Genomic DNA, 21,608 nt, shown 5'->3' with positions numbered 1-21,608 from the left:
AGTGTCCGCCAATCGCCGAAGTTTTCCACCAGCACGAAGCGTGCTGAAATCTCCGGTTAACTCTTCGGCGTCAAAACAGGATCGGAGTGGAATCGCTCGCTATTCGCGATTTCGAGAAAGAGATCGGGTCGACGGCATTGCTGAACAGTTTCCTGCTCCTTGCCGAAGCGGTCGTCTACTTCAGCGTCATGGTGACGCTTTTCCGCTTCAGACGGCGTATCGGCCTCGGCGTATTCGTCTGCGCGCTCGGTGTCATGCACTTCCTCGAGACCTATCTCGCCAGCGTCTTTTACGTCGCTCTGCCGTTCGGCATGGTCTCGCCTGGCTCGGCGGTGCTGTTTTCCGGCAAGCTGGTCATGCTTTTGCTGCTCTATATGAAGGAGGACGCTGCAACCGTGCGTCAGCCGATCTACGGCCTGCTGCTCGGCAATGCGCTGATGATCGGGCTGGTGCTGCTGCTGCGCCTGCACGTCATCGCGGCACTTCCCGACGGCAGGCTTCCAGACATCGGCTTCATCGACCAGATGGGTTGGCTGATGGTGTGGGGCACGACGCTGCTGTTCGTCGATGCCATCCTGATCATCCTGCTCTACGAAAAGCTTGGTCGGTATCTTCGCAAGGCGCCGTTCGCGCGCATCCTGATTTCGGTCGCTTGCGTGCGGACCTTCGACCAGGCCGGTTTTTTCACCGCCCTGCATTTCGTTGCCGGCGCGCCGATAGCCGTCTTTTTCGGCGGCTGGTTCGCCAAGATGGCGGCGGCGGTGACCTTCAGCACCATGCTCGTTGCCTATCTCAAATGGTTTGAGGAGCGCCAGGTCACTGCGCCGCGCGGATTGACCGATATCTTCGATACGTTGACCTATCGCGAACGCTACGAGGCGCTGGTCGAACATGTCGGCCGTGACGGGCTGACCGGCCTGCTGCACCGCGGGCGCTTCGACGCCGACGGTGAAGCCGCCGTCCAGGTCAGCCTGCGCACCGCCAGGCCGCTCAGCCTGCTGATCATCGATGTCGATCATTTCAAATCGATCAACGACCGTTTCGGCCATGCCGAAGGCGACAAGGTGTTGAAGGCCGTTGCCGCGCTGCTGCGCGAGGTCGCCAGTCCCGAGGACCAGGTGTTCCGCATCGGCGGTGAGGAATTCGCCATACTCAGTTCTTGTCCGCACTCGGTCGCCAGGCTGCTTGGCGAAAGCATTCGCCATGCGATCAAGGCTTCAGCGGCCACCAGTCGATTCGAGTTCACCGTCAGCACCGGCGTTTCCAGCGTCAGCGAAACCACGCGCTGCCTAGCCGACCTGTTCGCGCTTGCCGACCAGCGTCTCTACAAGGCGAAGTCGACCGGCCGCGACCGCGTCGTCGGCGAGCCGGGCGGCCACGAAGCCGACACGGCCGCTGCATGGACAAAGTCCGCGCGGATTTAGTTCGTTACGACTTCCTCTGCCGTCGAATGCCCGTCACGGTTGAAACCGCCATCAGCGCGATCGCCAGCCATTTCAGCGCCGTGATAATCGGCCCGGCCTCGATATCGTAGGCAATGAACAGCAGGATGCCCGGCACCAGCAGGCCGCATAGGATCATCATGATGCGGTTGATCTGCCACGAGACTTTCGACGCCAACGCCTCGTCGCCGGGCGCGGAAACAAGTGCTGCTCGCATCGTCTTGCCGCCGACCAGCATGGCCGAAAGACGCATCGAGATCGGCAGGCCGAGCCCGATGATCAAGAAAGCGCAAGCGGCCAGCAGCGAGGAGAATTTCAACGCGCTGGTGTCCGCCGGCACCGGAAACAGCAACGTCGCCAGCGGCAGGAAGGCGCCGAAAATGCCGATCGCCGCGATAATGATGAAGATCACCGCATTGACGATCGTGAACAGCTGGTACGTGCCGACGCCGATCGGTTCGGAGAGCGTTCGCATGCGTGCCCATTCGGCGTCGGTATACGAAAAGCCCGGCCATTCCATGCGGGCATCGTTTATCGAGACCATGCCCTTGGCCCAGAAAGCCAGCCGCGCCAGCGCGCTGCTCGTCATGCCATCCATTGCCGCCCCCGCCAGAATGATGCGCTCGCAGCATAGCACCAGGGCACGGCAGGGCGACAGTCCGGTACCTCTGTTGAGAGTTACTGGAAGCCGATCGCGTCGACATTGCCGGTTGGGCAGCCGGCCTTGTTGGTCGGCACCGAAGCCAGCAGCAGGTCCTTGAGCGCGCTGTTCGGGCCGATCGGACCGGCGAGGCCGAGCGTCAGTTCGCCGATCAGCCGCCTGCCGCTCGACGGATCGATGACACAGGACACACGCACCCGGTCGCCTGCCCCCGCGCCGAAGGCAGTGTCGAAAGCGCCGCGAATCTGGTCCGCCGTCAGCTTGCCGCCGATGTTCTTGGCAAAGAGATCGCGCACCGGCGAGCTGTTCACCGCGCGCATCAGGTTGAGCGCGTCGGAGAAATAGTCCTGCTGGCTCTTGCCGTAGCAGGTGCCGTGCTTGATCCATTCATGCCGCTCGAGGTGGGAGGCCGTTCCAGGCATCACCTGATCGAGCTCCGTGCGGGTGTTGGCGTCCAGATTGACCGGCGGCAGGTCTTTCCAGTGGGCCGGATTGTCGTTGGCCTTGTCGCTCGCCGTCGCCTGGCAATAGAAATTGCCGTTCGGCTGCGGCCACAACCCATGCAAGGTGAAATGCGTCGCGTCGAAATCACCGGCGTTCTGCGCCTTGCATTCGGTCTTGTTCGACTTTGTCTCGCAAAACGCCGGCTGCCAGCTCAGCGCGAAGACGTATTCGGGTTTTCCCGACGCCGCCGGCTTGCCTTGGCCGTCAGGTGCGGCCGGCACGGTCGCCGCGCTGCTGCCGGAAACATGGCCGCAACTGACCTTCACCCAGCGGCGCTCCGGATCGGCGCCCGGCACCAGGATAAGGTAGTGCGTCGGCGCATCCTTGTTGCCGGCAAGCAGCTGGTAGCTCTTCCCGGCATCGGTCGAGACATTGCCGGGGTTCTTGCCGTTCTTGATCGCTTGCGTCGCCGGACAGGCAGCGTCGGCGACGAAGCTGCCGCTCATCTTGACGTCGGCACGCGCCGCCCCGGCCAGCGACGCCGCCAGCATGGCCAATCCGAAAATGACAGCACTACGCATGGAAAATCCCCGGCTGGACAAGTGGGCGACAGACTGAAGCTGTCTCCATGTCAGAATTGCGATATTTTGCTGGCCAAACGCAAGAAACATCGTCGCGAAAAGCGGGTTTGCCGGATTGACGCATAATGTGGGCCGGCGCAAACAAAGCCAACGACGATAATGCAAGGGCGGGACCAGGCGGCATGTCATTCAGCCAGCAGCGCGTGGTTGCCTCGCCGACCGGTGCCGAGCTCAATCTTTTCGTCAGGCAGGCCGACGGCCGGGCACGCGCCGTCGTCCAGATCAATCATGGATTGGCCGAGCACGCAGCGCGCTATGCCCGCTTTGCCGATTTTCTTGGCTCCCGCGGCTTCCACGTCTATGTCCACGATCATCGCGGCCATGGCGCGACCAAAGCCCCCGACGCGCCGCTCGGCAGATTTGCCGACAGGGATGGCCCCGCCAAGGTGATCGCCGATATCGGCGCCATCCATGACCTCATCGCCAGCGAACAGCCAAACAGACCGGTCATCCTGTTTGGTCATTCGATGGGCGCATCCGTGGCGTTGAATTTCCTTTTAAGTCATTCGCCCCGCGTCCATGCCGCCGCGATCTGGAACGGCAATTTCTCTCAAGGCCTGCTCGGGCAGGTGGCGCTGGGCGTCCTTGCCTGGGAGAGAATGCGGCTCGGCTCCGACGTGCCATCGCGTCTGCTGCCGAAGCTCACCTTCCAGGCTTGGGGCAAGGCGGTGCCCAACCACCGCACATTGTTCGACTGGCTGTCGCGCGACGAGGCGGAAGTGGCGAAATACATCGCCGATCCGCTCTGCGGCTGGGATGCTTCGGTGTCGATGTGGCGCGACGTCGTCGGCATGGCGCTGAACGGCGGCAAGGATGCCGGCTTTGCCGGTATCCGACGCGACCTGCCCATCAGCATCGTCGGCGGCGAAAGGGATCCCGCCTCGGATTATGGCAAAGGGATCACGCATCTTGCCAGCCGCATGCGCGCCATGGGCTTTTCGAATCTGGTTTCAAAGGTTTACGCCGACACCCGCCACGAAAGCCTGAACGAGGTGAATCGCGACATCATCATGGATGATTTCGCCATTTGGGCCGACGAAGTCCTCAAAGCGTGACGGATTGGCCCATTGCAAGAGCCGTGACAGCCGTTGCAGGGCTTGATAGAGGCTCTGGTTTCGCAGCAATCACGGTGATTGCGGCAATCACGGTGATTCATGGCTGAGCCCCCGCTGAAAGGCGTCCGCGTCGTCGAACTCGCCCGCATCCTTGCCGGGCCATGGGCCGGGCAGTTGCTCGCCGATCTCGGCGCCGATGTCATCAAGGTCGAGAGCCCCGATGGCGGCGACGACACCCGCAAATGGGGCCCGCCCTTCGTCATGGGCAAGGACGGCGAGAACCTGTCGGCCGCCTATTACCATTCCTGCAATCGCGGCAAGCGCTCCATCGCCATCGATTTCTCGACGCCGGAAGGCGCGGAGACCGTGCGCCGGCTGGTCGCCACCTCGGACGTGCTGATCGAGAACTTCAAGCTCGGCGGCTTGAAGAAATACGGCCTCGACTATGACAGCCTGCGCCAGATCAACCCGCGCCTCGTCTATTGCTCGATCACCGGCTTCGGTCAGGACGGACCCTATGCGCCGCGCGCCGGCTACGACTTCATCATCCAGGCCATGGCCGGCATGATGTCGATCACCGGCGAGGTCGGCCGCGAGCCGCAAAAAGCGGGCGTCGCCATCTCCGACATCTTCACCGGCCTTTATTCGGTCATCGCCATCCAGGCAGCATTGCGCCATGCCGAGCAGACCGGCGAAGGCCAGCACGTCGACATGGCGCTTTTCGACACCCAGATCTCGGCGCTCGGCAACCAGAATTTGAACTATCTCGTCTCCGGCCAATCGCCGGTGCAGATGGGCAATGCGCATATGAACATCGCCCCGTATGAGGTGGTGCCGGTCCGGGACGGGCACATCATCCTGGCGGTCGGCAATGACGGCCAGTTCGCCAAATTCTGCGCCGCTGTCGGACTGGACGACCTGCCTGCCAATCCCGACTTCGCCACCAATCCCGCCCGGGTCGCCAACCGGGTCAAGTTGCGCGAGCGCATGATCGAGGCGCTGAAGATTTTTGACCGCGATCCGCTGCTGGCCAAGCTGGAAGCGGCCGGCGTGCCGGCGAGCCCGATCAACACGATCGGCCAGATGTTTGCCGATCCGCAGACGATCGCGCGCGGCATGCGGCTCGATCTCGACGACGGCCATGGCAATCTTCTGCCTTCGGTGCGTGCGCCGATGGTGATGTCCGGCACGCCGCTGGTCTATGAGCGCCCCTCGCCACGCCTGGGCGAGCACACGCAAGAAATCCTTGCCGAACTGGAGAAGTCTGGACAATGAAGACCGGCGGACAACTCATCGTCGACGCGCTCGAAGCCAACGGCACCGACCGCATCTATTGCGTGCCGGGTGAATCCTATCTGGCAGTGCTCGACGCGCTGCACGACTCTGCGATCCGCACCATCGTCTGCCGCCAGGAAGGCGGTGCCGCCATGATGGCCGATTGCCATGGCCGCCTGACCGGCAAGCCCGGCATCTGCTTCGTCACCCGCGGCCCCGGCGCCACCAACGCCTCGGCCGGCATCCACATCGCCATGCAGGATTCGATACCCGTCATCCTGTTCATCGGCCAGGTCGCCAGCCACGCCAAGGAGCGCGAAGCGTTCCAGGAGGTGGACTATAAGAGGTTCTTCGGCGACATCGCCAAATGGGTGGTCGAGATCGACGACGCCTCGCGCATCCCCGAATTCGTCACCCGCGCTTTCGCGGTGGCGACATCGGGCCGTCCCGGCCCGGTGGTGATCTCGCTGCCCGAAGACATGCTGACCAGTATCGTCGAAGCGGCCATCGCCTTGCCGCACACGCCGGTTGAGACACGGCCGGGCGAAGCGGAGCTCGATGCGCTGGAAAAGCTGCTGGCCAAGGCCAAGCGGCCGTTCGTCATCCTCGGCGGCACGCGCTGGGACGCCGAGGCGGTTGCACAAATGCGCACGATCGCCGAGGCTTGGTCGCTGCCGGTCGGCTGCTCCTTCCGCCGCCAGATGCTGTTCGATCATCTGCATCCGAACTATGCCGGCGATGTCGGCATCGGCATCAACCCGAAGCTGGCCACAGCGATCAAGCAGGCCGATCTCGTGCTGCTGATCGGCGGCCGCATGGGCGAAATGCCCTCGTCCGACTACACGCTGCTGAAAAGCCCCTATCCCGACCAGACGCTGGTGCATGTCCATGCCGACGCCGGCGAGCTCGGCCGCGTCTACCGCCCGACACTGGCGATCAACGCCTCGCCGTCCGCCTTCATCGAAGCTTTCGCCAAGCGCAAACCGGCCTCGGAGCCGACTTGGGCAGCCGAGACGCCAAAGCTGCATGCCGCCTATCTGGACTGGTCGACGCCACCGGAAGGCGGCCCCGGCTCGGTCCAGATGGGCCCGATCATGAACTACCTCGAAAAGATGTTGCCCGACGACGCCATCCTCACCAACGGCGCCGGCAACTACGCCACCTGGGTGCATCGTTTCCACCGCTTCCGCCGCTTCGCCACTCAAGGTGCGCCGACGTCAGGCTCGATGGGCTATGGCACGCCTGCGGCCGTCGCCGCCAAGGAGCTGTTCCCGGAGCGCACCGTGGTCGCTTTCGCCGGCGACGGCTGCTTCCTGATGAACGGGCAGGAATTCGCCACCGCCGTGCAGTATGACCTGCCTATCATTGTGGTCGTCGTCAACAACGGCATCTACGGCACCATCCGCATGCACCAGGAGCGCGAATATCCCGGCCGCGTCGTCGCCACCGATCTCAAGAACCCCGATTTCGCGGCCTTGGCCCGCGCCTATGGCGGCCATGGCGAAACGGTCGACAAGACCGCCGATTTCGCTCCCGCCTTCGAACGTGCCCGCGCCAGCGGCAAGCCGGCGATCGTGGAAATCCGCCTCGACCCCGAAGCGATCACGCCGACGAAGACGATGACGCAGATACGCGACAAGGCGTAGTCCAAACAAAAAAAGAGGCGGTCGCCCGCCCCTTTTTGTCATGCGGCTTGCGCTACTTGGCGGTCTCGATCTGTCCGCGGATTTCGCCGTCCTTGTTGGCTGCCGTGTGCACGTTGACATAGTCCTTGCCGCCCATCAGGTCGGCGGCCTGCGCGTCGGTCAGCACGGCCGATCCCTTGATCGGGCTCTTGAGCTTGCCCTTGAACGGGATCGCCACCCCGGCGTTTTCACCCATCGCGGCTGGGCCGTGAATATGCCCGGCGGTCGCCGGCCCGCTCAGCCCGGAATATTTGACGTTCCAGCTGAGTTTCTTCGTGGCCGTGTCGAAGGTAAGAGCTGCGGTGCCCTTGCCTTTCGTGGTCACCGGCGGGTTCTGCTGGGCGCCGTCGAGCGTCGCTTTCAGCTTCACCGTCTCCGCCAGGGCCGGCGCTGCCGTAAGGAAGGACACCGAGATGGCCAGTGCCGAAAGCATCGGCGCCAAGGATTGGATACGCATGAGAATCTCCGTTTGCTGATGACATCCAGCCACGGCTCCCCGGCGCGCGGATGTATCGGCACAAGGCTTATAAGAGCGAATGGCTGCGCGCGAGTAACACTTACGTGCAGACTAATGGACCGCGCGATACCGGCGGCGTCAGACGGCTGCCAGCGCCTGCGTCAGGTCGGCGATCAGATCATCCGGGTGCTCCACGCCGATCGACAGCCTGACCGTGGTCTCCAGCACGCCGATGCGTTCGCGCACCTCGAAGGGTATGCCCGAATGGGTCATGGCCGCGGGGTGGCTGGCCAAGGATTCCGTTCCGCCCAGGCTCACCGCCAGCTTGAAGATCTGCAGGTTGTTGAGAAAGGCGAAAGCCGCCTTCTCGCCGCCCTTGATATCGAAGGAGAAGGTCGAGCCGGCACCAGTGCATTGCGCCCTGTAGGTGCGGCCAGCCGGCGTTTCCTCGCCCAGGAACGGAAGGTAATGCACCTTCTCGACCTTGGCATGGTCGCGCAGGAATTCGGCGACCAGGCGCGCATTGTCGTTGGCCCGCTCCATGCGGATCGACAGCGTCTCCAGCGAGCGGCCAAGCATCCAGCAGGAATGCGGGTCGAGCTGCGTGCCGATCGCGCCGCGCAGCGCCTTGATCGGCTTGGTGACCGCCTTGCTGCCCATGGCGGCGCCCGCGATGAGATCGGAATGGCCGCCGACATATTTGGTCAGCGAATAGACGGACACGTCGGCGCCATGTTCGATGGGCCGCTGGAAAACCGGGCCGAGCAGCGTGTTGTCGCACACGACGATCGGCGTCGACCCTTGGCTAGCGCCGATCTCGTCGGCGATCTTCCGCATCAGCGCGATATCGACCAGGCTGTTGGTCGGGTTTGACGGCGTTTCGATCAGGATGACCGACACGCGGCCCTTCGCGACGGCGGCGTCGGAGGCCGTGCGCACCGCTGCCTCATCGACGCCATCTACGAAACCGACCGCGCCGATACCGAAGCCGGAGAGCGTGCGCGTCAACAGCGTCTCGGTGCCGCCGTAAAGCGGCTGCGAATGAAGGATGACGTCGCCCGGCCTGATATAGGCGAGCAGCGTGGTGGCGATCGCCGACATGCCGGATGAAAACAGGATGCAGGCATCCGCCCCCTCATAGATCGCCAGCCGGTCCTCGACGATCTCGCTGTTGGGATGGTTGAAGCGCGAATAGACCAGGCCCGACGCCGTGCCGCTCGGCGGCTCCTTGCGGCCGGAGGTGTAGTCGAAGAAGTCGCGTCCTTCTTCCGCCGACTTGAACACGAAGGTCGAGGTCAGGAACACCGGCGGCTTGACCGCGCCCTCCGAAAGTTGCGGATCGAAGCCATAGCTCAGCATCAGCGTCTCCGGGTGGAGCTTGTGGTTGCCGATATGGGTTTTCGACGGGCGTGGCGCGGTCATGAGCTTTCCTGCCTGTTCGAGTGACATAGTGAACGGCAATTTATGCGATCCCGTTCCGCCAGTCCTTGCTATTTTTGGGCTCTCATGGCTGCATTCCCGCAACAAATTGCCCGGAGAGACGGAAAGTGCAGCAGAAGATAGCCGATGATTTCGACCGCAGGATCCTGCGCGAACTGCAGGCCGACGCCCGCATCACCAACAATGAGCTTGCCGAGCGGATCGGCCTGTCGCCGTCGCCCTGCCTGAGACGGGTGCGGCGGTTGGAGGAGACCGGCGTCATCAGGGGCTACACCACCCTGGTCGATCCCTCAGCCTTCGGCTGGAGCATGGTCGCCATCGCCACCATCCGGCTCAGCCGCCAGAACGAGGACGAGATCGTCATGTTCGAGGACGCGATCCGCGGCTGGGACGAGGTGCTGGAATGCCACCTCGTCACCGGTTCGCGCGACTATGTGCTGAAAGTAGTGACGGGAAGCCTCGAACAATACGAGCGCTTCATCAAGGAAAAGATCGCGCGGCTGAAATGCGTCGCCTCGATCGAGACCAGCTTCGTCATGAACACCATAAAGGAACGGCGCCTCTAGCATTTCTGCCGGAGGCGCCGTGTTGAAATATCTAGACGTTACCGAATAGGCTTACTTGACCGCCTTGTCCGTGATGGCGGTGGTGTAGGCGCCGGTCGGCTCCTTGGTGATGATCTTCTGGTCGAGCAACGCCTTGGCGGTGCGCTCGTAGGTCGCCGGGTCGAGCTTGCCGTCGGCATTGTCGATCAGCTTGGCGACTTCGCTCATCATGCGCTTCTGGTGGTTCTCGTCCTGGCCGCCGCCGTCCATGACGATGCCAGCGGCTTCGTCATTGTTGTCGATGGCGTATTTCCAGCCCTTCATCGAGGCGCGCACGAAACGCACCATCTTGTCTTCGAAGGCCGGGTCCTTGAGCTTGTCTTCGGACGCATAGAGCCCGTCCTCAAGCAGGTCGTTGCCCATGGCCGAGTAGTTGAACACGGTCAGCTGTTCCGGCTTGTAGCCGGCGTCGATCAACTGCCAGTACTCGTTGTAGGTCATGACCGAGATGCAATCCGCCTGCTTCTGGATCAGCGGCTGCACGTCGAAGCTCTGCTTCAAGACGGTGACGCCGTCCGGGCCGCCGTCTGTCTTGAGGCCGAGCTTGTTCATCCAGGCGTAGAACGGATACTCGTTGCCGAAGAACCAGACGCCTAGTGTGTGACCCTTGAAGTCGGCTTCGGTCTTGATCGGGCCGTCCTTCGGGCAGACCAGCTCCATGCCTGCCTTCTTGAACGGCTGGGCGATGTTGACCAGCGGCACACCCTTTTCGCGGGCGGCCAGCGCACCGCCCATCCAGTCGACGATGACATCGGCGCCGCCGCCGGCGATCACCTGCTCGGGCGCGATATCGGGACCGCCCGGCTTGATGTCGACGTCGAGACCTTCGGCCTCATAGAAACCCTTTGCCTTGGCGACATAGTAGCCGGCAAACTGAGCCTGCGTGACCCATTTCAGCTGCAACGTCACCTTGTCGGCGGCCATTGCCTGGAACGCGGCGAGCGACATCGCGCCGGCCAGAACGGGAATAATCAGTCTTTTCATTTTTTTACCCTCTGAAGTTAGTGCCCTAAACCCACCGCCCCTATCCACCACGGACAGAGGGATGCCAAAACGTGACGGCTCTTTCGACAAGAGCGACCACGCCATAAAAGACCGAACCCGCAAGTGCTGCAACTGCGATTTCGGCCCAGACCATGTCGATGTTCATCCGCCCGACCTCGGTCGAGATGCGGAAGCCCATGCCGACGACGGGCGTGCCGAAGAACTCGGCGACGATGGCGCCGATCAGCGCCAGCGTCGAGTTGATCTTCAGCGCGTTGAAGATGAAGGGAGCAGCGGCCGGCAGCCTGAGCTTCAGCAGCGTCGGCCAGTAGCCCGACGCATAGGTGCGCATCAGGTCGCGCTCCATATGGCCGGAGGCGGCCAGACCGGCGACCGTGTTCACCAGCATCGGGAAGAAAGTCATGATGATGACAACAGCCGCCTTGGACTGCCAGTCGAAGCCGAACCACATCACCATGATCGGGGCGACGCCAATGATCGGCAGCGCCGAGACCATGTTGCCGATAGGCAAGAGGCCGCGCCGCAGGAACGGCACACGGTCGGCGAGGATTGCGGTGATGAAGCCGGCGCCGCTGCCCACCACATAGCCGAAGATCACCGCCTTGAAGATGGTCTGCCGGACATCCGCGCCGAGCACCGGCAGCGAACCGGCGATGCGCGCGCCGATTGCGCTTGGCGGCGGCAACAGGATGAAGGGAATGCCGGCGCCACGCGTCACCGCTTCCCAGATGATCAGTATCCAGGCGCCGAAGATGGCCGGGATGATCAGGCGCAGCGCGGTGCGAGCCCAGCTTGCCATCGGGCGAAGGCCCGACAGGACGGCGACGCAGCGCCAGCCAAGCAGCCAGGCACCCGTGAGCAGCAGGAAATAGGGCGCCCGTGCCAGGCCCTCGAAGCCGGTGATGCCGCCAATCAGCAGCCAGGCGGCCAGATGCGCGCCGATGAAAAGCACAACCGCTTCGACGACGGACGGTATTCTGGCCATCGAGATCAAAGCAGCGAGAAGCAGCACGCCGAAGATCAGCCAGTTCGTCGCCACATAGGGATACATCAACGTCCCTGCGGGCTGCGCCAGTGCATCCACTTTCGGCGCGGCGATCGGGCCGAGCGCGACCGCGATCAGGCACAGCACGATCGCCGACACCGCCTGCCAGGAGGGTTTCAGCCAGTTCATGCCGGCCTCCCGCCCATGGCGCGGTCGACGAGGCGCCCGGCAATGCCGACAACCATGACCAGAAGTGCCGCCACCACAGACCCAGCAACCAGCGCAGACCAGATGTCGATGGACTGGCTGTAATAGGCGCCCGCCAAAAGCTTGGCGCCGATGCCGGCGACCGCACCGGTCGGCAATTCGCCGACGATGGCGCCGACCAGGCTTGCCGCCACCGCCACCTTCATCGAGGTGAACAGGAACGGCACCGAGGCCGGCACACGCAATCTCCAGAAGGTTTGCGCACGACTGGCATTGTAGGTGTGCATCAGGTCGAGATGCATGATCTCGGGTGAGCGCAGCCCCTTCACCATGCCGACAGTCACCGGGAAGAATGACAGATAGGTCGAGATCATCGCCTTCGGGATCAGGCCGCTGATGCCGATCGCCCCCAGCACGACGATGATCATCGGCGCCACCGCCAGGATGGGAATGGTCTGCGAGGCGATGATCCACGGCATCAGGCTGCGGTCGAGCGTCGCCACATGGACAATGCCGACCGCAATGATGATGCCGAGCGCGGTGCCGAAGGCAAAGCCGAGCAGCGTCGACGACAGCGTCACCCAGGCATTGTAGACCAGGCTGCGGTTCGAGGTGATAGGCCGCAGGAAGGTGTTCTCGAAGAAATTCACCGCCACCTGATGCGGCGCCGGCAATGTCGGCTTCGGCTGCGACAGCGTCTTGCCGATGAGTTCGCTGAACGTGGAGGTCTCACCGGCGCGACGGTCGAGATCGCGCTGGAACGGCGCGTTGAGGATGACAGCGAAGACATACCAGAGCACGACCACCCCAGCGAGGATCGAGGTGACGGGGATGAGTTTGTCGCGGAAGGTGTCCATTAGGTGCGCTCCCCTTTGCCCAACGGCAAAGAGCGGCCATACCCATTCTTCGTCATCCTAGGGCGAAGCAAGGAGCGAAGCGACGCGGCGCAGACCCTAGGATCCATGCCGTTACCTCTGTGCTCCACAACGGTGCGGAACAAGGCTCCCTGTGCCTCGCCCTGCTTGGCCTGTTTTCTCAACCGTTTTCGCCTTTCGGCCGGCGTCACGGCATGGATCCTAGGGTCTGCGCAGGCCGCTGCGCGCCTGCTCTGCCCTAGGATGACGAAGGGGTGGTTGACCGCTCCCTTTACGCACGCCGCCTCGCGGTGCCCTGGGATGACGAAGGCGCGGTGGGCCGCCCCCTCACCCGACCTCCGCTTCGCTCCGGCCACCCTCTCCCCGTTGGGGAGAGGAGGGAGCCCGTCGATTGCTCCCTCAATCATCATAGCTGTGCCCTGCCCGCAGCCCGTCGCGCACGCGCGCTGCGATCGCCAGAAACTCCGGCGTCTCGCGGATGTCGAGCGGCCGCTCTCTCGGCAGTGTCGATTCGATGATGTCGCTGACGCGGCCCGGCCGCGGTGACATGACGACGATGCGCGTCGACAGATAAACGGCTTCCGGAATGGAGTGGGTGACGAAGCAGATGGTCTTGTTGGTGCGTCCCCACAATTCCAGCAATTGCTCGTTGAGATGGTCGCGCACGATCTCGTCCAGCGCGCCGAACGGCTCGTCCATCAGCAGCAGGTCGGCATCGAAGGCCAGCGCACGGGCAATCGAGGCGCGCTGCTGCATGCCGCCCGAGAGCTGCCAGGGATATTTCTTCTCGAAGCCAGAGAGGTTGACGAGCTCGAGCGTGCGCTTGATACGCTCGCCTTGCTCCGCCTTGGACAGGCCCATGATCTCCAGCGGCAGCCCGACATTGCGCTCGATCGTCCGCCACGGAAACAGCGCGGCGGCCTGGAAAACATAGCCATAGGCGCGTTTCTCGCGCGCCTGCTCTGCTGTCATGCCATTGACCGAAATCGTCCCCGAGGTCGGCTTCTCCAGATCGGCGATGACGCGCAGCAACGTGGTCTTGCCGCAGCCCGAAGGGCCGATGAAGGAGACGAACTCCCCCTTGCCGATGGTGAGATCGACGTTTGACAGCGCCTGCACCGGCCCGTCATTGGTCTGGAAGGTCAGTCCGAGTTTGCTTGCCGCGACGACGGCTGGCGAAGTCCCCGTCATCGGCTGCCGCCTGCCTGTTTCCGTCCCTGCGGCGGCTGGAATCCGATTGCTTTTATCGCGATGTTGTTTTCCACTTATCCTGTCCCATTTGGCCCTGTCCCACTGACCTTGTCCCACTCGATCGACGCCCGGAGTTTCCCCGATGTCGCCCAAACCCACCTGTCATCTTATCCGCCCTGAAAGCACTTATGAAGGCAAGCAGGGATTGACCTATTTCGCCGGCATCGCCGCCGAGACCGTCGGCGCCTCCGGCATCTGCATGCACATGCTCACCATGCCGCCCGGCGCACGCGCCAAGGCGCATATGCATGAGAGCCACGAGACGGCGATCTACGTGCTCTCCGGCGAAGTCCACACCTGGTACGGCGACCGGCTCGAGCATCATATCGTGGTCAAGGCCGGCGACCTCTTCTACATTCCGGCCGGCGTGCCGCATCTGCCGGCCAATCTGAGCAGCGCCCCGTCTTCGGCCGTCATTGCCCGCACCGATCCCAACGAACAGGAAAGCGTCGTCCTGCTGCCGGAACTGGATGCACTGGTCGCCTGAAGCCGGTATCGACGGGCTAGGATCCCACCGGTCAATTGCCCGAGGTTTGCGCTGCCCCTCATCGCCCTGCCGGGCACTTCTCCCCGTATAGTGACGGGGAGAAGGACGATTTCGCGGAGGATTTCGCCAATCTCCGACGTTACAAAAAAGGGCGGCGAGGTTGCGTTCATCTCCCTTCTCCCCGTCAGTATACGGGGAGAAGGTGCCGGCAGGCGGATGAGGGGCGGCGCCGAGTTCGGCAATTATCGGCACTGCGACACATCCCCAAAGGCGGCGCCGTGTTTGTCGGCAATCATCCGTTTCTTGGCGTTCTTCGAGCCGCGCAAGCTCAAACCCCGGTCGCCGGGATGCCGGTGCGTTCCACCTTGCGCGGCGCGGAGATTTCCTTCCACGTCGACAGCGCCCGGTTGACCGCCGCATTCGGCTCGCGGCCAACGAACTCGCCATGACCGGGCTTGGCCTTGACCTCGGCCTCCTGGATCGACAGTTCGCCACGCGAGAACACGAACCGCGGCAGACCGGTCACCTCGAACCCTTCGAACACGTTGTAGTCGATGACAGACTGCTGCTTCTTCGAGGTGATCTTCTTCTTGCGCTGGGGATCCCAGACGACGATGTCGGCGTCGGCGCCCTCTACGATGGCGCCCTTCTTCGGATACATGTTGAGGATCTTGGCGATGTTGGTCGAGGTCACCGCGACGAACTCGTTCATCGTCAGCCGGCCGGTGTTGACGCCGGTGGTCCAGAGCACCGGCATGCGGTCTTCAAGCCCGCCGGTGCCGTTCGGAATCTTGGTGAAATCGCCGACGCCGTTGCGCTTCTGCTTGGTGCTGAAAGCGCAATGATCGGTCGCCACCACCTGCAGCGAGCCCGCCTGCAGGCCCGCCCACAGCGAATCCTGGTGTAATTTGTTGCGGAAGGGCGGGCTCATCACGCGGCGCGCCGCATGATCCCAGTCCTTATCGAAATACTCGCTCTCGTCCAGGGTCAGGTGCTGGATCAGCGGTTCTCCGAACACCCGCATGCCCTTCTGCCTCGCGCGGCGGATCGCCTCGTGGCTCTGCTCGCAGGAGACATGCACGACATAGAGCGGCACGCCGGCCATGTCGGCGATCATGATGGCGCGGTTGGTCGCCTCGCCTTCCACTTCGGGTGGCCGTGAATAGGCGTGGCCCTCGGGGCCGTTGTTGCCGGCAGCCAGCAGCTTCTGCGACAGGGCGGCAACGACATCGCCATTCTCGGCATGCACCAGCGGCAGCGCGCCGAGATCGGCGCAGCGCTGGAACGACGCATACATCTCGTCGTCATCGACCATCAGCGCGCCCTTGTAGGCCATGAAATGCTTGAACGAGGTGATGCCCTTGTCGACGACAGTGGCCATCTCGTCGAACACCTGCTTGCCCCACCAGGTGATCGCCATGTGGAAGGAGTAGTCGCAGGACGCTTTCGAGGTCTTGTTGTCCCACATCTGCAAGGCTTCGAGCAGCGACTGCTGCGGCGCCGGCAGGCAGAAATCGACCACCATGGTGGTGCCGCCGGAGAGCGCGGCGCGGGTGCCGGATTCGAAATCATCGGCCGAATAGGTGCCCATGAACGGCATTTCGAGATGGGTATGCGGGTCGATGCCGCCCGGCATGATGTAGCAACCGGTGGCGTCGAACTCGTGGTCGCCATGCAGGTCCGAGCCAATGGCGACGATCTTGCCGTGCTGCATCAGCACATCGGCCTTCCAGGTGCGGTCGGCGGTGACGATGGTGCCGTTTCGGATAACTTTGGTCATTAGCTGTTCCCTTGTTCTCTTCGCGCTTCTTTGCGAGCGTCGTTTGGAGGTAGATTCTAAGCTCACTCCATGATGACAGCCGTCTCCACCACCGCATGGAACAAAACATCGGCACCTGCCGAAGCCCATTCCTTGGTGATCTCCTCGGCCTCGTTGTGGCTCAAGCCGTCGACGCAGGGGCACATCACCATGGCGGTGGGCGCGACGCGGTTGATCCAGCAGGCGTCATGGCCGGCGCCGGAGACGATGTTGCGGTGGGAATAGCCGAGACGTTCGGCGGCATCGCGGATCACCTTGACGCAACCCGCGTCGAAGGTGACCGGATCGAAAGCGCCGACCTGCTCGATCTCGTAGCGGATGTCGAGCGCATCGCAGATCGTGTCGATGCCTTCGCGGATGCGGCCGTCCATGGCGTCCAGCACTTCCTTTTCCGGGGAGCGGATGTCGACGGTGAAGACGGTGCGCCCGGCGATGATGTTGCGCGAGTTAGGATAGACCTCCATGTGGCCGACCGCGCCGACGGCGTCCGGCTGGTAGTCCATGGCGATCTCATGCACCAGTTCGATCACCCGGGCCATGCCGAGCCCGGCATTGCGGCGCTTGGGCATCGGGGTCGAGCCGGTGTGGGCTTCCTTGCCGGTCAGCGTCACCTGGAGCCACTTCAGGCCCTGGCCATGAGTGACGACGCCGATGTCGATATCTTCGTCCTCGAGGATCGGACCCTGTTCGATATGCAGTTCGAAGAAGGCGTGGATCTTGCGATCGCCGACCTTCTCGCTGCCTTTCCAGCCGATGCGCTCGAGCTCCTCACCGAATTTCTTGCCCTGCTTGTCGACATGCCCGTACACATCGGCCTGGTCGAGCACGCCGGCGAACACGCCGGACGCCATCATCGCCGGCGCAAAGCGCGAGCCCTCCTCGTTCGTCCAGTTGGTGACGACGATCGGATGTCTGGTCTTGATCCCGAGATCGTTGAGCGAGCGCACCACTTCAAGCCCGCCCAGCACGCCGAGCACGCCGTCGTACTTGCCGCCGGTCGGCTGCGTATCGAGATGGCTGCCGACATAGACCGGCGGCAGGCTGGGATCGGTGCCTTCGCGGCGGGCAAACATCGTGCCCATTTCATCGACGCCCATTTCGAGCCCGGCCGCATCGCACCAGCGCTTGAACAGATGCCGCCCTTCGCCGTCTTCGTCGGTCACGGTCTGGCGATTGTTACCGCCGGCAATGCCGGGGCCAATCTTCGCCATCTCCATGATGGAATCCCACAAACGGTCTGAATTGATTCGCAGATTCTCGCCGGGTGCGGCCATGCTCTAAAACCTCATCGATTGCGGGGCGACGGCGTCCCCCTCCCCCTCGAGGGGAGGGTGGCCGCGAAGCGGTCGGGTGGGGTCGGCTGACATATGCTCAACCTTCCCCTTGACCATCTCGCGACATGCCACGCGCTGTTTATGACATCGGGCTCGTCAACACGGAAGACGTGAAACCCGAGAGAGCGCAGATAGGCATCACGAACAGCATCGTGCCGTTTACCCTTCTCGTGTTCGTGCAGATCACCGTCGACCTCAACGATCAGCTTCACCGCCAAGCAAACGAAGTCAACGATATAAGGCCCAATCGGGCACTGACGGCGAAACTTGATGCCTCCCGATTTCAACTCCCGCAGTTCATACCACAGGAGGGATTCGCCCTTGGTCGCGTGAACTCGAAGCGCGCGCGCCTTCTGGCGCATTTCGAAGCTCACGCGGGTACGGGGCATCAGACGCGGCCACGCAGCAAAAGATCAGGTCGGCACCCAGTCGCACCGACCCCACCCGACCGCTTCGCGGCCACCCTCCCCTCGAGGGGGAGGGATATCCGCGTCCAGTTCGTCAATCTATGGCTCGCAAGACTTCTCTGACATGGTCGATCAATTCGTTGATCTGGCCCTTGGTGATGATCAGCGGCGGCGACAGCGCGATGATGTCGCCGGTGGTGCGGATCAGCGCGCCGCGCTCGAACGCCTTGACGAAGGCCGAGAAGGCCCGCTTGGTCGGCTGGCCGGCGATCGGCGCCAGCTCGATCGCGCCGATCAGGCCGATGTTCCTGATATCGATGACGTTCGGCTCGCCTTTCAGCGAATGCAGCGCGTCTTCCCAGTACGGCGCCAGCTCCTCGCCGCGGGTCAGCAGGCCCTCTTCCTTGTAGGTGTCGAGCGTGCCGAGTGCGGCCGCGCAGGCGATCGGGTTGCCCGAATAGGTGTAGCCGTGGAAGAACTCGATCATGTGCTCAGGGCCGGTCATGAAGGCGTCGTGGATCTCCTTCTTCACGAACACCGCGCCCATCGGGATGACGCCGTTGGAAACGCCCTTGGCGGTGGTCATGATGTCTGGCGTGACACCGAAATAGTCGGCGGCGAACGGCGTGCCGAGACGGCCGAAACCGGTGATGACCTCGTCGAAGATCAACAGGATGCCATGCTTGGTGCAGATTTCGCGCAGCCTCTCGAGATAACCCTTCGGCGGCAGGATGACGCCGGTGGAGCCGGCGACCGGCTCGACGATGACGGCGGCGATGGTGGAAGCGTCGTGCAGAGCGACGATGCGCTCCAGTTCGTTGGCGAGTTCCGCGCCATACTCCGGCACGCCCTTGGTGAAGGCGTTCTTCTCGGGCAGATGCGTGTGCGGCATATGGTCGACGCCGCCGAGCAGCGTGCCGAACATCTTGCGGTTGGTGACGATGCCGCCGACCGAGATGCCGCCGAAATTGACGCCGTGATAGCCGCGCTCGCGACCGATCAGCCGGGTGCGCGAGCCCTCGCCCTTCACACGATGATAGGCGATGGCCATCTTGAGCGCGGTCTCGACCGATTCCGAGCCGGAATTGGTGAAGAAGACATGGTCCATGCCCTTGGGCGCGAGGTCGACCAGGCGGTTGGCCAGTTCGAACACGATCGGGTGGCCCATCTGGAAGGCGGGCGCATAGTCGAGCTCGGCGGCCTGCTGCTGGATCGCCTCGGTGATCTTGGGACGGCAGTGGCCGGCATTGACGCACCACAGGCCGGCGGTGCCGTCGAGAACCTTGCGGCCGTCGCTGGTCGTGTAATGCATGTCCTTGGCGGACACCATCATGCGCGGCGCCTGCTTGAACTGCCGGTTTGCCGTGAACGGCATCCAGAATGCGCTGAGATCGTTCGGCGTGACTTTCAGCCGGTTGGACATGACCAGGACTTCCCCTTGTAATCTGTTTCGGTGCGCCCAACGCTTGGTCTTTGCCGCGTTTTCATGCTACGCAAATTTTTGACCGATTGGACAAACGTTAGCACCGCCCTGTCGGCGGTCAAGGGATTACTAGCGGAAATGCGGCACCTGAAGTGCGTTCCACAGGCTAGGGAAAAACTGGTCCAGAGAATTGGTCCAGATGACCCTCAACGCGAGGGCTGGCAACGGTGACCACGGACGCTCCTCGTCGCACCCGCATCCAGCAGGAAAAGCGCGAACTCATCCTGGAGGCGGCGCTCGAGGTTTTCTCGACCAACGGTTTTCGTGGCTCGACCATTGACCAGATCGCCGAAGCCGCCGGCATGTCGAAGCCGAACCTGCTCTATTATTTCCGCCGCAAGGAAGACATCCACGAGACGCTGATGCAGCGCCTGCTCGACACCTGGCTGGCGCCGCTGCGTGAACTCGATGACATCGGCGACCCCTTGACCGAATTGCGCAGCTACATCAGACGCAAGCTGGAAATGGCACGCGACTTTCCGCGCGAGAGCCGGCTATTCGCCAACGAGATCCTGCAAGGCGCGCCGCGCATCATGCCGCTGCTGGCCGGAGAGTTGAAGACGCTGGTCGACGAGAAGGCGACCGTCATCAAGGGCTGGATGCGCGCCGGCAAGATCGCCAAGACCGATCCGTGGCACCTGATCTTCTCGATCTGGGCGACGACGCAGCATTATGCCGATTTCGACGTCCAAGTCCGCGCCGTCCTCGGGCCGAACCGCGGCGGCGACGGCCGCTTCGAGGATGCGGCAAGGTTTCTCGAACAATTGTTCCTCGATGGCCTCAAGCCGAAGGGGTAGCAGCGAGATCACGTCTTGGGTCAACTTGGCAGTCGTCGGGCTATCCCAGACGGTGGGGATTGGCCGAAGCGCACATTGATTTCGTCATTCTAGGGCGAAGCAAGGAGCGAAGCGACGCGGCGCAGACCCTAGAATCCATGCCGCGACTTCAACGCGCCGCAACGGTACAAATTCTGCTCCGCTGTACCCTTCGACCAATGTCACGGAATGGATCCCAGGGTCTCCTCGACGCCGCTTCGCGGCTGCTCCGCCCTGGGATGACGAAGTGGAGGGTTACGCGCTGCGCCGCTCGGCCGGCAGGGCGTCCAGCAATGTCTGCAGCTTGGCGACCGAGTTCTGCTCGGCAAGCGGCGTATAGACGATCAGCTTCATGTCGGAGCCATCGCCGATCGACAGGCTCATATGCTCGAAGATCATGGCGCCCGCGCTCGGGTGCCGGACATGCTTCACCCCCGACAACCGGTGCGCGACGTCGCGCTGCGGCCACCAAGCGCGAAATTCGGGGCTCGAACGCGTCATCAACTCGATCAGCCGCTCGAAATCCGGATCGCCGACATAACGCGCACTCGCGGCCCGGAAGGAGGCCAGCACGGTGCGCGCCAGTTGCTCCCAGTCGACCAGGAGGCGCCGGTGGTGCGGGCTGGTGAACACCATGTGGACGATGTTGCGGGCGTCCCCCTCCAGCAAGCCATAGTCGCCGAACACCGCGACGGCAGCCGGGTTCCAGGCCAGCACATCCCAGCGCCGCCCGACAACATAGGCCGGCTGCAGCACCAGGCTCTGCAGCATGTGCAGCAAGGGGCCGTCGACTTTTTCCGGCGCCACGGCACGGCGCTCCGGCTGCTGGCGGTCGGCGAGGATGAACAGATGCTGTTTTTCGGCGGCGTCGAGGCGCAGTGCTTCGGCAAGTGCCGTCAGCACCTCGACCGAGGGCCTGACCTCCCGCCCCTGCTCCAGCCATGTGTACCAGGTGGTGCCGACACCGGCGATCATCGCCACCTCCTCGCGGCGCAAGCCCGGCGTACGCCGCCTGAGACCGGTGGCGATGCCGGTGGCCGAGGGCGTCAGCCTTTCGCGGCGCGAGCGCAGGAAGGCGCCGAGTTCGCGCCGGCGGCTGTCTTCAGCCGAATGTGTGGGGGCAGCGTGGGGTTGGGACTCCATGCGGGTATTATAGCAGTATTGATACCAGGATAAAGTTTGAACTGTTTGGCCCGCGCCAACTGTCCCATCTTCGGTTCAGAGCAACAGAACGG

At 63.2% G+C, this 21,608-nt stretch carries 20 protein-coding genes; 7 read left to right on the top strand and 13 right to left on the bottom strand.

Annotated features, from left to right (window positions below; all coding sequences use genetic code 11):
* The first annotated feature begins 137 nt into the window (after window positions 1-137).
* On the top strand, window positions 138-1,424 hold the full coding sequence (locus NP503_RS04185; RefSeq protein ID WP_127271547.1) for a diguanylate cyclase: 1,287 nt from the start codon (window positions 138-140) through the stop codon (window positions 1,422-1,424).
* Between the two features lie 4 nt (window positions 1,425-1,428).
* On the opposite strand, the gene NP503_RS04180 is transcribed toward NP503_RS04185, so the two are convergent.
* Both NP503_RS04180 and NP503_RS04175 read right to left on the bottom strand, forming a co-directional pair.
* On the bottom strand, window positions 1,429-2,031 hold the full coding sequence (locus NP503_RS04180) for a hypothetical protein (protein ID WP_127276943.1): 603 nt from the start codon (window positions 2,029-2,031) through the stop codon (window positions 1,429-1,431).
* An 89-nt stretch (window positions 2,032-2,120) separates the two neighbouring features.
* Window positions 2,121-3,128 (bottom strand): ribonuclease, encoded by a 1,008-nt coding sequence (locus NP503_RS04175; RefSeq protein WP_127271103.1) that lies wholly within the window; start codon window positions 3,126-3,128, stop codon window positions 2,121-2,123.
* Between the two features lie 182 nt (window positions 3,129-3,310).
* Between NP503_RS04175 and NP503_RS04170 the strand changes: the two genes are divergently transcribed.
* From NP503_RS04170 to NP503_RS04160, 3 genes are all read left to right on the top strand, one after another.
* Window positions 3,311-4,243: an alpha/beta fold hydrolase gene (locus NP503_RS04170; protein ID WP_127277323.1), complete on the top strand. Its 933-nt coding sequence runs from the start codon at window positions 3,311-3,313 to the stop codon at window positions 4,241-4,243.
* A gap of 99 nt (window positions 4,244-4,342) precedes the next feature.
* Window positions 4,343-5,518 carry a CaiB/BaiF CoA-transferase family protein gene (locus NP503_RS04165; protein ID WP_127272545.1) on the top strand — a complete coding sequence of 392 codons (1,176 nt, stop codon included), beginning with the start codon at window positions 4,343-4,345 and terminating at the stop codon, window positions 5,516-5,518.
* Window positions 5,515-7,164: a thiamine pyrophosphate-binding protein gene (locus NP503_RS04160; protein WP_127272546.1), complete on the top strand. Its 1,650-nt coding sequence runs from the start codon at window positions 5,515-5,517 to the stop codon at window positions 7,162-7,164. Before NP503_RS04165 ends, NP503_RS04160 begins: the two co-directional genes overlap by 4 nt.
* Window positions 7,165-7,216: 52 nt before the next feature.
* Here NP503_RS04160 and NP503_RS04155 read toward each other — a convergent pair whose 3' ends face one another.
* Window positions 7,217-7,660, bottom strand: a complete 444-nt coding sequence (locus NP503_RS04155) for a CHRD domain-containing protein (protein WP_127271887.1) — start codon at window positions 7,658-7,660, stop codon at window positions 7,217-7,219.
* 138 nt (window positions 7,661-7,798) lie between these two features.
* Window positions 7,799-9,082: a cystathionine gamma-synthase family protein gene (locus NP503_RS04150; RefSeq protein WP_127272547.1), complete on the bottom strand. Its 1,284-nt coding sequence runs from the start codon at window positions 9,080-9,082 to the stop codon at window positions 7,799-7,801.
* Window positions 9,083-9,207: 125 nt separating this feature from the next.
* Here NP503_RS04150 and NP503_RS04145 point away from each other — a divergent pair, with 125 nt between their 5' ends.
* A complete protein-coding gene (locus NP503_RS04145; protein WP_127271209.1) occupies window positions 9,208-9,666 on the top strand; it encodes an Lrp/AsnC family transcriptional regulator in 459 nt (152 codons plus the stop codon).
* A 51-nt stretch (window positions 9,667-9,717) separates the two neighbouring features.
* On the opposite strand, the gene NP503_RS04140 is transcribed toward NP503_RS04145, so the two are convergent.
* From NP503_RS04140 to NP503_RS04125, 4 genes are all read right to left on the bottom strand, one after another.
* A complete protein-coding gene (locus tag NP503_RS04140) occupies window positions 9,718-10,689 on the bottom strand; it encodes an ABC transporter substrate-binding protein (protein WP_013894623.1) in 972 nt (323 codons plus the stop codon).
* Between the two features lie 40 nt (window positions 10,690-10,729).
* Window positions 10,730-11,884, bottom strand: coding sequence for an ABC transporter permease (locus NP503_RS04135; protein WP_127272549.1), 1,155 nt, complete (start codon window positions 11,882-11,884; stop codon window positions 10,730-10,732).
* Window positions 11,881-12,759, bottom strand: coding sequence for an ABC transporter permease (locus NP503_RS04130; RefSeq protein ID WP_127272550.1), 879 nt, complete (start codon window positions 12,757-12,759; stop codon window positions 11,881-11,883). The genes NP503_RS04135 and NP503_RS04130 overlap by 4 nt, the downstream gene beginning before the upstream one ends.
* A gap of 417 nt (window positions 12,760-13,176) precedes the next feature.
* Window positions 13,177-13,968: an ABC transporter ATP-binding protein gene (locus NP503_RS04125; RefSeq protein ID WP_127272369.1), complete on the bottom strand. Its 792-nt coding sequence runs from the start codon at window positions 13,966-13,968 to the stop codon at window positions 13,177-13,179.
* Between the two features lie 142 nt (window positions 13,969-14,110).
* Between NP503_RS04125 and NP503_RS04120 the strand changes: the two genes are divergently transcribed.
* Window positions 14,111-14,515, top strand: a complete 405-nt coding sequence (locus NP503_RS04120) for a cupin domain-containing protein (protein WP_127270638.1) — start codon at window positions 14,111-14,113, stop codon at window positions 14,513-14,515.
* 328 nt (window positions 14,516-14,843) lie between these two features.
* Here NP503_RS04120 and hydA read toward each other — a convergent pair whose 3' ends face one another.
* The 4 genes from hydA to NP503_RS04100 all read right to left on the bottom strand — a co-directional run bounded on the left by hydA (window position 14,844) and on the right by NP503_RS04100 (window position 19,498).
* Window positions 14,844-16,295 (bottom strand): dihydropyrimidinase, encoded by a 1,452-nt coding sequence (gene hydA / locus NP503_RS04115; protein ID WP_127270636.1) that lies wholly within the window; start codon window positions 16,293-16,295, stop codon window positions 14,844-14,846.
* 62 nt (window positions 16,296-16,357) lie between these two features.
* On the bottom strand, window positions 16,358-17,608 hold the full coding sequence (locus tag NP503_RS04110) for a Zn-dependent hydrolase (protein WP_127272370.1): 1,251 nt from the start codon (window positions 17,606-17,608) through the stop codon (window positions 16,358-16,360).
* Window positions 17,609-17,619: 11 nt separating this feature from the next.
* Window positions 17,620-18,030: an endonuclease domain-containing protein gene (locus NP503_RS04105; protein WP_236382994.1), complete on the bottom strand. Its 411-nt coding sequence runs from the start codon at window positions 18,028-18,030 to the stop codon at window positions 17,620-17,622.
* Window positions 18,031-18,169: 139 nt separating this feature from the next.
* Window positions 18,170-19,498, bottom strand: coding sequence for an aspartate aminotransferase family protein (locus NP503_RS04100; protein WP_127271138.1), 1,329 nt, complete (start codon window positions 19,496-19,498; stop codon window positions 18,170-18,172).
* A 227-nt stretch (window positions 19,499-19,725) separates the two neighbouring features.
* Here NP503_RS04100 and NP503_RS04095 point away from each other — a divergent pair, with 227 nt between their 5' ends.
* Window positions 19,726-20,355 carry a TetR family transcriptional regulator C-terminal domain-containing protein gene (locus tag NP503_RS04095; RefSeq protein ID WP_127272371.1) on the top strand — a complete coding sequence of 210 codons (630 nt, stop codon included), beginning with the start codon at window positions 19,726-19,728 and terminating at the stop codon, window positions 20,353-20,355.
* A 273-nt stretch (window positions 20,356-20,628) separates the two neighbouring features.
* On the opposite strand, the gene NP503_RS04090 is transcribed toward NP503_RS04095, so the two are convergent.
* Window positions 20,629-21,516, bottom strand: coding sequence for a helix-turn-helix transcriptional regulator (locus NP503_RS04090; protein ID WP_127271519.1), 888 nt, complete (start codon window positions 21,514-21,516; stop codon window positions 20,629-20,631).
* Window positions 21,517-21,608: the final 92 nt, after the last annotated feature.

Source organism: Mesorhizobium sp. SEMIA396 (assembly GCF_024518615.1).
Classification (GTDB): Bacteria; Pseudomonadota; Alphaproteobacteria; order Rhizobiales; family Rhizobiaceae; genus Mesorhizobium.
This window is presented reverse-complemented; position numbering and strand designations above follow the sequence as displayed.